Annotated in this window: 15 protein-coding genes; 11 read left to right on the forward strand and 4 right to left on the reverse strand. The window is 47.3% G+C overall.

From position 1 onward, the window contains the following. Window positions 1-16 precede the first annotated feature (16 nt). From EPH95_RS15270 to EPH95_RS15285, 4 genes are all read left to right on the forward strand, one after another. Entirely contained in the window at window positions 17-1,759 is a 1,743-nt protein-coding gene (locus tag EPH95_RS15270; RefSeq protein WP_142091639.1) for a sigma 54-interacting transcriptional regulator, read from the forward strand. 104 nt (window positions 1,760-1,863) lie between these two features. Further along, entirely contained in the window at window positions 1,864-3,543 is a 1,680-nt protein-coding gene (locus tag EPH95_RS15275; RefSeq protein WP_405127463.1) for an acyl-CoA dehydrogenase family protein, read from the forward strand. 14 nt (window positions 3,544-3,557) lie between these two features. Next, a complete protein-coding gene (locus EPH95_RS15280) occupies window positions 3,558-4,466 on the forward strand; it encodes an NAD(P)-dependent oxidoreductase (protein WP_142090890.1) in 909 nt (302 codons plus the stop codon). Then, window positions 4,463-5,920 (forward strand): CoA-acylating methylmalonate-semialdehyde dehydrogenase, encoded by a 1,458-nt coding sequence (locus EPH95_RS15285; protein ID WP_142090891.1) that lies wholly within the window; start codon window positions 4,463-4,465, stop codon window positions 5,918-5,920. The genes EPH95_RS15280 and EPH95_RS15285 overlap by 4 nt, the downstream gene beginning before the upstream one ends. Window positions 5,921-6,323: 403 nt before the next feature. Here EPH95_RS15285 and EPH95_RS15290 read toward each other — a convergent pair whose 3' ends face one another. From EPH95_RS15290 to EPH95_RS15300, 3 genes are read right to left on the reverse strand one after another with little or no spacing between them, the layout of a single operon-like run. Next, window positions 6,324-6,842 (reverse strand): nucleotidyltransferase family protein, encoded by a 519-nt coding sequence (locus tag EPH95_RS15290; protein ID WP_142091640.1) that lies wholly within the window; start codon window positions 6,840-6,842, stop codon window positions 6,324-6,326. Between the two features lie 40 nt (window positions 6,843-6,882). Then, window positions 6,883-7,926 carry an enoyl-CoA hydratase/isomerase family protein gene (locus EPH95_RS15295; protein ID WP_142090892.1) on the reverse strand — a complete coding sequence of 348 codons (1,044 nt, stop codon included), beginning with the start codon at window positions 7,924-7,926 and terminating at the stop codon, window positions 6,883-6,885. 9 nt (window positions 7,927-7,935) lie between these two features. Beyond that, window positions 7,936-8,724, reverse strand: a complete 789-nt coding sequence (locus EPH95_RS15300) for an enoyl-CoA hydratase-related protein (RefSeq protein ID WP_142090893.1) — start codon at window positions 8,722-8,724, stop codon at window positions 7,936-7,938. 163 nt (window positions 8,725-8,887) lie between these two features. Between EPH95_RS15300 and EPH95_RS15305 the strand changes: the two genes are divergently transcribed. The 6 genes from EPH95_RS15305 (at window position 8,888) to EPH95_RS15330 (ending at window position 12,020) form a co-directional block, all read left to right on the forward strand. Then, on the forward strand, window positions 8,888-9,748 hold the full coding sequence (locus EPH95_RS15305; RefSeq protein ID WP_142090894.1) for an NAD(P)-dependent oxidoreductase: 861 nt from the start codon (window positions 8,888-8,890) through the stop codon (window positions 9,746-9,748). Window positions 9,749-9,761: 13 nt separating this feature from the next. Further along, window positions 9,762-9,944, forward strand: coding sequence for a hypothetical protein (locus tag EPH95_RS15310; protein WP_142090895.1), 183 nt, complete (start codon window positions 9,762-9,764; stop codon window positions 9,942-9,944). 74 nt (window positions 9,945-10,018) lie between these two features. After that, window positions 10,019-10,540: a TetR/AcrR family transcriptional regulator gene (locus tag EPH95_RS15315; RefSeq protein ID WP_160141806.1), complete on the forward strand. Its 522-nt coding sequence runs from the start codon at window positions 10,019-10,021 to the stop codon at window positions 10,538-10,540. A 57-nt stretch (window positions 10,541-10,597) separates the two neighbouring features. Further along, window positions 10,598-10,906, forward strand: a complete 309-nt coding sequence (locus tag EPH95_RS15320; protein ID WP_142090897.1) for a DMT family transporter — start codon at window positions 10,598-10,600, stop codon at window positions 10,904-10,906. A 13-nt stretch (window positions 10,907-10,919) separates the two neighbouring features. Further along, window positions 10,920-11,291: a DMT family transporter gene (locus tag EPH95_RS15325; RefSeq protein ID WP_160141807.1), complete on the forward strand. Its 372-nt coding sequence runs from the start codon at window positions 10,920-10,922 to the stop codon at window positions 11,289-11,291. A gap of 3 nt (window positions 11,292-11,294) precedes the next feature. Further along, window positions 11,295-12,020, forward strand: a complete 726-nt coding sequence (locus EPH95_RS15330; protein ID WP_142090899.1) for a 3-ketoacyl-ACP reductase — start codon at window positions 11,295-11,297, stop codon at window positions 12,018-12,020. A gap of 124 nt (window positions 12,021-12,144) precedes the next feature. On the opposite strand, the gene EPH95_RS15335 is transcribed toward EPH95_RS15330, so the two are convergent. After that, window positions 12,145-12,915 (reverse strand): NRDE family protein, encoded by a 771-nt coding sequence (locus EPH95_RS15335; protein WP_142090900.1) that lies wholly within the window; start codon window positions 12,913-12,915, stop codon window positions 12,145-12,147. A 136-nt stretch (window positions 12,916-13,051) separates the two neighbouring features. Between EPH95_RS15335 and EPH95_RS15340 the strand changes: the two genes are divergently transcribed. Beyond that, window positions 13,052-13,789: a sulfite exporter TauE/SafE family protein gene (locus EPH95_RS15340; protein WP_142090901.1), complete on the forward strand. Its 738-nt coding sequence runs from the start codon at window positions 13,052-13,054 to the stop codon at window positions 13,787-13,789. Window positions 13,790-13,803: the final 14 nt, after the last annotated feature.

The raw sequence follows: 13,803 nt of genomic DNA on the forward strand, positions 1-13,803 counted from the left end.
TGAGGGGCCGATGCAAATGATTTCAAATGATCACGTCAAGCAATGGATGAAACTACATCCGGTTACACTGTCAAAAGAAGATACGTTGCAAGAAACGCTCGTGCTTTTCTCAGAAATTGCAGACAAGGAATTGCCTGTCGTGGCAGATGGTCATTTGCTCGGGGTCGTTACTTTACAAGATTGTGTGGCGCATGTAGATAAGGAAACAGACATTCATTCCATTATGAAAACGGATTATGAAGCTGTCAGTGATGATTTTTCATTAAATGATCAAAAGGCGGACGGGCGTCCGCTCTATGTCCTTCATGAAAAAACCGGAGCACTGGAAGGGGTTATCGGGCGGGAGGAAATGGTCGCTTATTATGAATACGTGCGAGAGCGGGAAAAAGGCGCCCAACAAACGATTCAATGGTTAAAGCTAGGGTTTGATACAGCTTATGAAGGGGTGGCCATCGTTGACGAAAAAGGAATCATTCAACTATTTAATGATGCCTATAGCCGCTATGTCGGGGTGAGCAAAGAAGAAGCGCTGGGACGCCCGGCGGCGGATGTCATTGAAAACTCACGCCTGCCGGTCGTTTTGAAAACTGGTGTCCCCGAACGCAGTCAGCCACACCGATTACAGGGACAAGAGTTGGTCGTCCACCGTTTGCCGATCTGGAAGGATGGGAGGGTGATCGGCGCGGTCGGGATACTCGTCTATGAAGGGGTTTCCGAGATCCAACAAGTCCTTCAGCGTATGGAACTTTTGCATACAAATGAAACGCAGACAAAAAAACAAGTGCAAACACGATCAACGGTCAAACGTTCGGTCCACTTTGAAGATATCATCGGGGAAAGCCCTGCGATTTCTAAGGCAAAAAAAATCAGCCGAAAGGCGGCACAAACAAAGGCAGCGGTGTTAATTACCGGAGAAACAGGCGTAGGTAAAGAACCATTTGCCCATGCCATTCACGATATGGGAAACAGAAACGAAAGCCCTTTTGTCGCCGTCAACTGTGCGGCAATTCCGGAGAGCCTTCTGGAGTCGGAGCTATTCGGTTATATGAAGGGAGCGTTCACCGGCACGCGCAATGACGGCAAGCCGGGCAAAATCGAACTGGCCAATGGCGGGACCTTGTTTTTGGATGAAATCGGAGATATGCCGCTCACTACACAAGCAAAAATCTTGCGGGTACTTCAAGAAAAAGAGGTCGACCGCGTCGGCGGTACCGCCCCGATTCCCGTAGATTTTCGCTTGATCGCGGCAACGAACAAAGATCTTAAAAAGCTGATAGAAGAAAATAAGTTTCGGGAGGATCTGTATTATCGCTTGCATGTAATGCCCCTTCACATCGCGTCTTTAAGGGAGCGAAAACAGGATATTCCATTGATTATAGCCGATCAACTTCCGAAATTAAGTGCAGAAAATGAAACAAGGGAAACAACCATTGATAAAGAAGTACTGGAAAGAATGTTTCAATACCATTGGCCGGGAAATGTTCGGGAGCTTCTAAACGTGCTCGAGCGAATGTTTCATTTATGCGAGGCTGACCACATTCGTGTCGAAGACTTGCCGGAAGACTTCAGGGAACAACCTCAAATGACTGAATCTTTAAGCGAATGGCATAAAAGAAAACAACAACAGGAACACAAACTCGAGCAAAAGCAGATCGAAAAGGTGTTGGAAGAAGTTAACGGCAATAAATCAAAGGCAGCAAAACGATTAGGCATCTCGCGGGCAACGCTATATAATAAACTTTCTCGTTTTAATGTATAAGTGTCTAAACAGTTATACAAATAATGTCGCGTAGACAAAGCGTGATCGAAGGGTAATGGATGGCACAATTATTGCAATAGATGTATGGAAAGGGGGGGTTGATGATGGGAACAAGATTAACAGGGGTGCCCTGGCGGGAGGACCTTCTCGCCGAACCCGACATCTTCACGCCGGAAGATTTGACCGAAGACGAGGTCATGGTCGCGAAAACGACGGAAAAATTCGTCGATCAGCAGATTCTTCCGAATGCAGAGAGCTTGGAACAGCATGATTATCAAGTGGAACGGGAAACGTTTGCGGCCGCGGGCGAACTTGGACTTTTAGCCATTGAAATACCGGAAGCTTACGGAGGACTCGAACTAGGCAAACACGTCGCCGGACTGGTTGCCGAAAATATCGGGAACGGTGGCGGTTCATTTAGTGTCGCCTATAACATTCACTCGGGTGTCGGTACGTCCCCTTATATCAACTATGGCAATGACGAACAAAAGCAAAAATATCTCTCGCGGCTGGGTAGCGGAGCTTGGGTCGGTGCGTACGCATTAACGGAGCCATCTGCGGGTTCCGACGCGCTGAAAGGAAAAGCGAAAGCGGTATGGAACGAAGACAAGGATGCTTGGATATTGACAGGCGAAAAGCAATGGATTACGAATGCCCATCTTGCCAACGTCTATGTCGTTTTCGCCAACACAGATTCTGGAATGACCACCTTTATCGTGGAAAGGGAAATGAAAGGCGTATCGGTCGGACCGGAAGAAAAGAAGATGGGAATTAATGGCACATCAACCGCCACTCTTATCCTCGATGAGGTAGCGGTTCCGCGAGAAAATGTACTCGGGGACATTGGCAAAGGACACAAAATTGCAATGAACACCCTCAACGTGGCGCGTTTGAAATTGGCTTTTGCGAATTTGGGCACGTCGAAACGCGCGCTGGAACTTAGTGTAAATTATGGAAAAGAACGAAAGCAATTTCAGCGTCTCCTCGTTGATTTTCCAATGATCCGGGAAAAAATCACGAATATGAACCTCGCGATCTTTGGTCTTGAAAGCCTGGTCTATCAATCAGCAGCACGCATTGACGATGCATTGGAAAAAAACAGTAATGAGGATGCTTCAAAAGTTGTCGGACAATTTATCGCTGAGTGTGCATCCGCCAAAATTCAAGGATCGGAAGTTTTGGCAGCGGTTGCTGACGAAGCGGTCCAAATTCACGGCGGCTATGGTTTTATGCAAGAGTATGAAGTGGAGCGAATTTACCGTGATGCCAGAATCAGCCGTATTTTCGAAGGGACGAATGAAATCAACCGGTTGGCGGTGGCCAAATCTTTGTTTTCCCAATTTCACGATCGGCCGGCTGAGAAGCGAAGAGCCGGCAATCGGAATGCTCGCTTTATCGATGAAGCAGAACGACGTTTCGGCGAAATCATGCAAGCGCTGGCGGATATAGTTCGTGAAGATGTATTGGAAACCCAAGAATTCTCTCGTTTGGTCGCGGATATGTACAAAGAAATCTCTATCATGCGCGCGGCTTATTTACGCACTGAAAAAGCGGGAGACGGAGCAATGCTCAAGCAGCTAATGACGGACGTGATCTGCGAGGAAGGATATGAACGCGTAGAAGCGGCTGTGATTCGGCTTTGGAGCGCGGTTGCTGAAGATGAGGGAAAAGCAATGAGCGTGAAACTTCGTGCCCGGGAACATGTTCCGGAAGGGCAAAACATTATTAAGAAAAAACGTAATATAAGCGAATACGTCATCAACGCAGAAAAATATTGTACGTAAACGGGGGGATTTAAATGAAAAAAATCGGCTTTATCGGACTCGGAAACATGGGGATGCCTATGTCGGAAAACTTGTTGGATTCGGGATACGATGTATATGGGTTTGATGTGAACCATGAAGCAGAAACGCGCTTTGAAAAAGCCGGCGGACAGGTCGGACGTTCCATGGACGATTTGGCAAAATCTTGTGACGCCATTATTACCAGTTTGCCTTCGGTAGAAGCCTATGAATCTGTGTATCTCGGGGAAGACGGATTAATTCGAAACAGCCATAAGAACATTCTTCTTCTGGACACAAGCACCGTGGCTCCGGAAAGCAATAAAAAAGTGGCAGAAACAGCGGAGAAATATGAGGTGCGGTTTTTGGAAACACCGGTGAGCGGGGGTGTCGTTGGAGCTGTGAACCGAACATTGACGTTTATGGCGGGTGGTCCCAAGCCGATCTTTGACGAGGCTTCAGCCCTCATGCATGTGCTTGGCGAGGATATTTTTCACATTGACGAACGCATTGAGAGCGGAACACTGTCTAAGCTCATTAACAACCTGTTTATCGGTTTTTACACAGCAGGGGTCAGTGAAGCGCTCGCGCTGGCAAAAAAACAAAATATGGATTTGGACGCCTTGTTTGACGTGTTAAGTGTAAGCTATGGCCAGAGCCGAATCTATGAGCGAAACTACAAAACATTCATCGCGAACGATGAGTATGATCCCGGATTTACCTTAAAGCTTTTGCGCAAAGATCTTAATTTTGTCAAAGAAACAATGACACGGGAAGACTTACATCTACCTGTAACGGACGTACTTTTGCAAGTGTATGAGGAAGCGGAACAAGCGGGATTGGGGCCAAAGGATATGGCTGTGCTCTATGAGCACGTTGGCAAACAAGATATTTCATTTGAAGCGAAAAAGGAGCGGATAAAATGATCACGGATGTAAGAGCAATGCGCAATTCAATCAACGGTGAATGGGTAGATTCGGAAGGCGGCGTCACCGAGTCGGTCCCGAATCCGGCGACTGGGGAAACGATCGCCACCGTGCCGATTTCAACGGCGGCGGATGTTGATCGTGCGGTGGAGGCTGCGAAAGACGCTTATGAATCTTGGGCATTGGTGCCGGTGCCTGATCGGGCACGCTATATGTTTAAGTACTTACAGCTGCTCAATGAAAATCGGGAAGAATTGGGCGAAATCATCACGCTTGAAAATGGGAAAACGTTAAAAGATGCTCATGGAGAAGTACAAAGAGGCATCGAGGTCGTCGAACTTGCCACATCGGCACCCAACTTAATGATGGGAGATGCGTTGCCGCAAATTGCTCGCGGCATTGATGGCTCGGTTTGGCGCTATCCTATCGGTGTCGTCGCGGGTATAACACCGTTTAATTTTCCGATGATGGTCCCCTTGTGGATGTTCCCATTGGCCATCGCTTGCGGAAATACTTTTGTGTTGAAAACATCGGAGCGTACGCCACTGCTTGCGGAGCGACTGGTGGAATTATTTTATGAAGCAGGATTTCCGAAAGGGGTGTTAAACCTCGTTCACGGGGCAAAAGATGTTGTGAACCGTGTGTTAACCCAACCGGACATCGAAGCGATTTCGTTCGTCGGATCCGAACCTGTTGCCAAACATGTCTATGAAACCGGCACAGCACATGGCAAACGCGTGCAAGCATTGGCCGGAGCTAAAAACCATGCAGTCGTTATGCCGGGATGCCACATGGAAAAAACGATCGAAGGCGTTATGGCTTCTGCGTTTGGAAGCAGTGGCCAGCGTTGCATGGCATGCTCGGTGGTGGCTGTCGTCGATGACATTGCCGATGAATTTATGGAAAAACTCACCGCCGCAACTAAGGATCTGAAAGTTGGCGACGGGAGATATGAAGAAAATTTCGTCGGACCGGTTATTCGCGAGACGCACAAAGAGAGAGTGCTCGGGTATATTGGCCAAGGCGTTCAGGAAGGCGCGGATCTCGTCGTTGACGGGCGTGACAAAGGCTCGGAAAAAGAACAAGGGTACTACGTCGGTGCCACGATTTTTGACAACGTCAATACCGACATGACCATCTGGCAAGACGAAATTTTCGCGCCGGTGCTCAGTGTTGTGCGTGTCCGTGACCTAGATGAAGCGATCGCGGTGACGAATCACTCACGGTTCGCGAATGGAGCGGTAATCTACACGTCAAACGGGAAAGAGGCGCAAACGTTTCGCGACCGTATCGATGCCGGCTTAATCGGCGTCAACGTCAACGTACCCGCGCCGATGGCGTTCTTCGCCTTCGCCGGCAACAAAGCCTCCTTTTATGGAGACTTGGGCACAAATGGCAAAGACGGCGTGCAGTTTTATACAAGAAAGAAAGTCGTTACGGAACGGTGGTATTAAAAAAGAAGAAAGTAGCTTACAAGTCTATTGGGGCTTGTAAGCTATTTTTGTATGAAAAATCCTCAAGATCGTGTTCTGCGGTCTCAAAGTGTTGTTTTGGAGTCAGAAGAGTCCTCAGTACGGTGTTCTGCGGCCTCAAAGGGTTGCTCTGGAGTCAGATGAGTCCACAGGATGGTGTTCTGTGGACTCAAAACGTTGCTCGTGAGCCGAATTAGTCCGCAAATGCAACAAAACATCCTTTGTTTTGGGCAGGTATAAATGGCATTATGGTGACGTGAAGCCATTCATGACCTCTTAACGTTGTTGGTGGTTTCCGTTTAAGATTACGAAAAGCTGGGCATCCGATCTGTTTTCGATACTCGCATCGTTTTCAGAACGTATACCGAGGTGCTAAGAACATCCCTCAATATCCACCCCATATATCCAACATTTCCCATGTTGCCGCCCAATTTTTTTTCAACACCCTTTCCCTGTACACAGCTAGTCGCGCTTCTGATTCTCTGAAAAAAGGGGTGGGTCGCACCGCTCCTTGAAGCACGTCCTCCACCCCGCAAGGCGCAGCAAGTATCACTCGTCCAGTGGCATCCAGTTTAATACCAAGAGCTGTCGCCGTTTCCGGAAATTTTGATATAGCATCAACGGAGGAGGTGTAAGGTGGGTCGTCGTTTACAAGGTGCATTCTCGCTTGGTTTTTCACAGACCAAGGAACGAGAGGAAGCACATTTCTCAAGTGTTCCTCCCGCTTTTTTTCTTCACTCTCATCGAGATTCTCGGGATCAAAATAGATGACATCCACGTCCGGCAATGGCGTCCGCTTGCGAAAACCATGCAATGTGTCCCATATTTTCGAGCGGATAAAGCCGGCTGAGACCCAGCCATCAGGAAGCTGCAAATCTCTTACCGCCTCTAAAATCTTCATCATCCATCGGTCACATTCAATTAAATGAATAACGTCCGCTTCGCTATGAAGCTTCAAAAAACCGTTTCACCATCGCGTCTGACACATCTTCCAAGCGTTTGTACGTATAGTCCGGACTTTGATTTTTCTTGAAAATGACTGCTTCCACGCCTTTGTAAAAATCGTCAAGCTCGAGAAAGCGACCGGCAATCACGAGGTCCATTTCCAACGTCTCGGCGAGGGATTTATTTTCACTGTCGATCATATGTTTCAATGTCACTTTTTCGGACAGTGGTGACTTCGATAGCAGTGTTTCTCGAGTTTCCGTCGCGAATGCCCCGTCTCCGCTTTCTAATTTTTCCACGATCCCCTCAACCGTATCTGCATGAAAATAATGATCGATATCGGCTTGTATGGAAGCAAGGGTCGCTTCCTCTTCCGGCCTACGGTTCTGTTCGGCGAGTATGTGATCGAGCTTGCCTGTTGGATCCTTCTCGTTTACCCAATCGATCTCGCTCAATTGATCAAGCAGCTTCGCTAATTCCGTGACATAATGATCGGCCGCGCCGATATAAAGCACGTCCGCAGCTTTAATCGTCGTCGAGGTCAAGGCAAGATAACGCCCGGCATGTCCCGGAGCCTGGTTTAAAAGATGGACAGCGCCCACATCCGGAAAGAATCCAATGTTCATTTCCGGCATCGCCCATTTTGTGCGGGGTGTAACGATACGGTGGCTCGCTCCTTGTGTTAGACCGACACCGCCGCCCATAACAACGCCATCAAGGCATGCGACAATCGGCTTCGGGTATTCCTTCACCATCAAATCAACTTTATACTCTTCTTTAAAAAATTCCCTTGCCTTCGCGAAGGCTTCCCCGCCGTTTTGTGCCTCTGATAACGTTTTAATGTCACCGCCGGCGCAGAACCCTTTTTCTCCGGCGCCTTCCATGATAATTACTTGTATGGAATCATCTTCCCGCCAAGCTTCCAATTGCTCGCCGATCGCGACAATCATGTCGATAGTTAATGAATTCAGTGCTTTTGGCCGATTTAAAGTGATCGTTGCCAATCCTTTTTCGTTTGTTGAAAATGTAACTTCGTTCGTCATGGCTACCTCCTATGAATGTCGAAAATTTGGGGTGCGTTTGTCGATAAATGCCTGGACGCCTTCTTTTCCGTCATCGCTGCAGAAGAGTTCGCCAAAAAATTGCCGCTCAAGTTCCAAACTGTCTTCCGTTGAACCATCAACCCCCTTCATGATGACTTCTACCGCGCGTTCGATGCTCGTCATGCTTTTGCCTTCAATTAATTGTTCTGCAAAAGCGTAGGCATCCTGCCGAATGGATTCGCCCGGGACTACGCGTTGGATGAGTCCGAGTTCAGCAGCTTCATCAGCTTTCATGTTCTTGCTTGTTAAAATATATTCCATGGCTGTCGCCGCGCCTAAATACCGGCGTAGACGTTGCGTACCGCCAAAAGAAGGAATTAATCCGAGTTTTAGTTCCGGCAGCCCGAGTACAGCCTCTTCGGCTGCGAAGCGATAGTGGCAGGCCATGGCTATTTCGAGGCCTCCGCCTAAAGCCGCCCCGTTAATCGCCGCAATGACCGGTTTTTTTGACTGCTCGATCTCATCGCAAAGGTCTTGGCCCGCCTTGGCGATCGCCTCTGCTTTCGGTGCATCGTCAAAGGCGTCCGTAAATTTTTTAATGTCGGCACCGGCAACGAAGAAGCGTCCGGCGCCTGTCAAAACAATCGCCCGGGTGTCTGGATCATTGGACAATGTTTTAAATACACCCCGCAACTCATTGACCGAGTCCGGCGACAATGTATTTGCCGGGGGATGATCAATTTCCACTGTCGTAACAAAAGATTCGGTGGTTACGTTTACATATTCGTAGTTAGCCATAAAAAATACCTCCTTGTATAACCTGAATAAATGCAAAAATTATGCCAAATGAACACCTTTTACTATAGCGTTTTCATTTCTATTATACATGGATTTTCTATGGGTTGGCAAAGAAGTATGATATCATGGATTCATAGAAAAATTGCAACAGAGGAGGTCACCGATGAGTCAAACGGTAGGGTTTATCGGCATCGGCGTGATGGGGAAAAGCATGGCAAAACATATTTTGGACGCCGGCTACCCGGTGCTTGTCTACACAAGAACGAAAGCGAAAGCGGATGATCTTGTCGCGAGCGGCGCCACTTGGAAGGATTCCGTGCAAGAACTCGCATCCGAGGCTGATGTTGTCATTACGATGATCGGGTACCCGAAGGATGTGGAAGATGTTTACTTTTCAGAAAATGGGTTACTCGCACATATGAAAAAGGACGCTACGTTGATCGATATGACAACGTCGAAACCGTCCTTAGCGAAAAAAATTGCGGCAGCGGCAAAAGAAAAATCAGGCGCGGCTTTGGATGCTCCCGTTTCCGGCGGTGACGTAGGCGCCCGCAACGGCAAACTTGTCATCATGGTTGGCGGCGATGAGGATGCCTACGAGCAATGCCTTCCATTATTTGAAACGATGGGGGAAAACATACAACATTTAGGACCTGCCGGCAGCGGGCAGCATACGAAAATGTGTAACCAAATTGCCGTGGCTGCCAGCATGATCGGGGCGGCAGAAGCGATGGGTTATGCAAAAGAAGCAGGCCTTGACCAGGAAAAAGTATTAAAGAGCATTTCAACGGGCGCCGGCGGCAGCTGGACGTTGCAAAATTTGGCGCCGCGAATGTTAAAAGAAGACTTCGCCCCCGGCTTTTATGTCAAACATTTTATCAAAGATATGGAGATCGCCATTGAAGAATCCGAGCAAATGAAGGAAGGTTTGCCCGGCGTCGAATTGGTCAAATCCTTGTATGATAAACTGGTTGAACAAGGGGAAGAAAACAGCGGCACGCAATCGATCTATAAACTCTGGTAATAAGGAAGAGAAGATGAAACGTTTAAAAGATAAAAAAGCGATTGGAATGTTTATTCTCTCCATCATTTTTGCGGCGATCGCCGCGATTTTTGCCGTATATGGAAACGTACTTTGGGTCGTTACGTTGGTCGTTTCGCAAGTCGTCCTGATCATGGCGTTTCGCCGCATTTTTTTGCTTGAAAGGTACTCCGAGTAACGGGGTATCTTTCTCATTTTGACAGACTGACTGTCCGGACGGTATAATACTGATCAGGAAAAGAGTTGATGATCATGTCAAAACGAGAAGAAATCTTAAAAGCTGCGGCAAAGACTGTTTCCAATGTGGGCATTGGCAATGTGACCCTTGAACAGGTCGCCGAGGAAGCAGGCATCAGCAAAGGTGGATTACTGTATCATTTTCCGAGCAAGCAGGCGCTCCTTGAAGGGATGGTGGCCTATGTGTTTAAACGCTCGAATGAATCTATTGCTGAATTTGAAAAAGCGCATGATTTTTCCCTCAGTTACGTGTTATCTACGTTAAGTGACGTGGACCACAGGAATGACATTTCAACAATGGACAAAAGCGCCATTATGGCCATCGCCAACGATCGTGACTTGTTAGCTCCTATGCAGCAGCAATACAGTGAGTGGATGCAACGTTTGCGCGCGGAAAACAGCGAGGAAGCTGCGGTCATTATTCGCTTGATTACGAGTGGTTTATGGTTTGAGAACTTGTTTGACATTCACCTGCGCGGGAACCAAGATCGCGAGCATGTCTTGAATGTCGTGAAAGCGTTAATGGAAGAAGAGTAAAAGCTTCTGTTTGAATGAAACTGACCGTCCAGACGGTTTAAAAGAAGGTGAACACCAATGATTTATGTTGTATTGTTTGCTGCCATTGTGATTGCGTCTGTTGGGGATGCAGCTTTAAAAAAATCAGAAGGTTTTCAACGGTTGGGCCCGGCATTCGCGGGTGTGATGATTTATTTTCTCACCTTTTACCTGCTTTCGCTCATCGTAACTGAGCTCCCAATCAGTGTAACGTATGCAACGTGGAGCGGAATCGGCGTTATATTGACCGCTATCGTAGGCGTGTTCGTATTTAAGGAAAAATTGAACAAAAAGACCGCCCTCTCGATGGGAGTGCTCATCGTCGGCGTTGTCCTTTTAAATGTTTAGGGAGGGAAACGTGATGGGAAAGTACAAAGGATGGATCCTACTCATCATCGCGATTATTTTTGAAGTGATCGCGACGACGAATGTAAAATTGGCCGACGGCTTTACGAACACGTGGCCGACCGTGTTCGTTTTTTTGGGGCTGTTGGGCGCCATCTATTTTCTTTCCAAGTCTTTCATATACATTCCTTTGGCGGTCGCCTATGCTGTCTGGGTAGGAGTAGGGACCAGCGGTGTCGCGCTGATTGGACTTTTCGCTTTTGATGAAACGTTTGGCCTTTCACGCATCATAGGTCTCGTTCTTGTTATCATAGGGGTGAGCGCGATCACTTTATTTTTAAATGAAAAAGACGAAAGCGGCAGCAAATCACTGGGAAAGGAGTTTTAAAAGATGCAGTCGATCACAGGGAAAACAGCATTAATCACCGGAGCGGGACGTGGCATCGGCCGCGCATTGGCCCATGCGTTCGCGCGCGAAGGTGTGCACGTGGCTCTGATGGGCAGAACGGGAGCGAACGTGGAAAACGTGGCCAATGAATTGGCTGAGTACGATGTGAAAACAGTGAGCGTTCAAGCCGATGTTTCTAATGGAGGCGAGGTGAAGGATGCTGTTCAACAAGTGAAAGATACGCTCGGGGAAATCGATATTTTGATTAATAATGCCGGTATCGGGAAGTTTGGTCGTTTTTTGGATCTAAGCGAAGAGGACTGGCGGAATGTTTGGGATGTGAACGTCATGGGCATTTACCATGTGACCCACGCGGTGCTCCCGGATATGGTCGAGCGCCAGGCCGGAGAAATTGTCAACATCTCTTCGACGTCCGGTCTCCGTGGCACCGTAGGTTCCAGCGCATACAGTGCTTCGAAATTCGCGGTGCTTGGGCTTACAGAGTCATTAATGAGAGAAATGAGACAAGAAAACATCCGCGTCCAAGCGATCAGCCCGAGCAAAGTGATCACCGATTTTGCGTCTGATCACAACTTGAGCGATGGAACAGAAGACAGCGAGCACTTTATGCAAGCAGAAGACTTGGCGGATGTGGTTGTTTCTCAATTGAAACTTCACCCGCGTATGTTCGTGAAAAACTCCGAACTGTGGGCGACGAACCCAAAATAAATAGTTGCAATAAGGTTGTTCGACCCGTCTTCTTTTAGGCGGGTCGTTTCATGTAAATCGCTCCGTTTTTCGGTCTATGAACGAATATCAGCAGGTTAGGCGTTTCGGCACAAGGAAGACACCATTAGCTATGACTAACCCGGAACGAAAACGATTGCTCGCCTGTGAACACCCCTTCATTAAATCGTCGTTCCACGAAGGTTACGTTTTTCTGGTTGTCGATAAGAAGCACCGTAGAGGCGCGGGTTCCATAATTTTCTGTATGAATAAATAAAGGGGAAAGCTGCCTTTCAAAGTCGGGATCAATGCCTGTTGCCGGCAATTCTTCGACTGGCGCTTGCTCTGTATCGGAAAGCATCTGAAATAATGGTTCTGTTTTGATTTCACTGGCTTGTGTTGCATATACGTTTAATGTTTGTTTTCCTTTTATGACTTTCGGCCACGGCGTGTTTAAGGAATCATTGCTCAACCCGTGGGCCCCGGGGTTCACTTTGTTCAATTCATTGTGGACATTATTATAGTGATACATCTCGTCGAGGGTTCCGGCGATCACGTTATAACCGGTGTAAGATTCACGATGTTCCCGCAAGGATTCCACAAACTCCTTTGGAGACCAGTCTTCCGTTAAAAATTGTTTTACGATTTCTCCCCGGGAAGCTTTGCCGGGATCGATTTGTTGCGGGTCACGAAAATTGGTTAATGCCGCGAATTTCCCCTGTTTTGTGATGCCAAGCCATGTTCCTTTTTGCACAAGATCGCGACCGGCGAGTAGTTCAGGTTCGTCTTCCCAGAAATGGGCCGGCGCTGTCGGGCGTTCGTAGAACTCATCGCGATTTGCGGCAATGATGAGTGGGTAATGTTTATGGGCTTTCCACTGGAAATTAATGAGACACATCGCATTTATCTCTCCTATCACTATGAGCATAGAGTTTATGCGCTTGTGTCGCAAGCAATCTGTTCTGTAACGTTCACTTCCTTAAAAAGCATGATAGAATAGAAGGGTTAGTTCAAAAAGTTTAGGGCGGATAAAGATGATCTGGGAATTATTGTTTATTTTCTTCATAGTTTTGATTGGCGCTTTTGTGCAGGGCGCGAGCGGCTTCGGTCTTGGTTTGGTCGTGATGGGGTTCCTCCCCTTTATTTTAACCGTAAAAGAAAGCACATTACTCGTGTTATCGTTTTTAGCTGCAACAGCTTTAATTATTCTTTTTAAAAATTACCGGTCGGTGCAACTAAAAGGATTAATGATGTTTGTGGTTGCATCTTTTGCAGGGCGAATCATTTCTTTTTTTGTGTTAACCACCTATGGCGAACTGGACATTTTAAGAATATGGCTGGGTATTTTTCTCATTGCGCTTGTCGTTTACTTATATTTTAATAACAAAAGAAATGTAAGCTTAAAAAAAATCAATAAATTGGTGCCGATCAGTCTCGGTATGCTCAATGGTTTTTTCGGAGGGCTCTTCGCAGTCGGAGGCACGTTTCTCGTCATCTATTGTTTATACTTGTATAAAGAAGACAAACATCGTTATACAGCGAACGTGCAAATTGTTACATTAATCACATCTTCCTTTTCATTGCTTCTGCATGGCGTGAATGGAGATTTTACCTTGTCGTTTCTTTTTTATTTTGCCATTGGAATCGTGAGTGTCATTGTCGGGGCCGTATTGGGCTTACGATGGTTTGAAAAATTGCCGACGTACATGATCCGAACCATCGCGATGATTCTTGTGCTGGTCGCGGGTCTTAATTTAATCTTGTTTTCATAAAAAACGCCTCGTCC

This window comes from Salicibibacter halophilus (genome assembly GCF_006740705.1).
In the GTDB taxonomy this organism is placed as follows: domain Bacteria; phylum Bacillota; class Bacilli; order Bacillales; family Marinococcaceae; genus Salicibibacter; species Salicibibacter halophilus.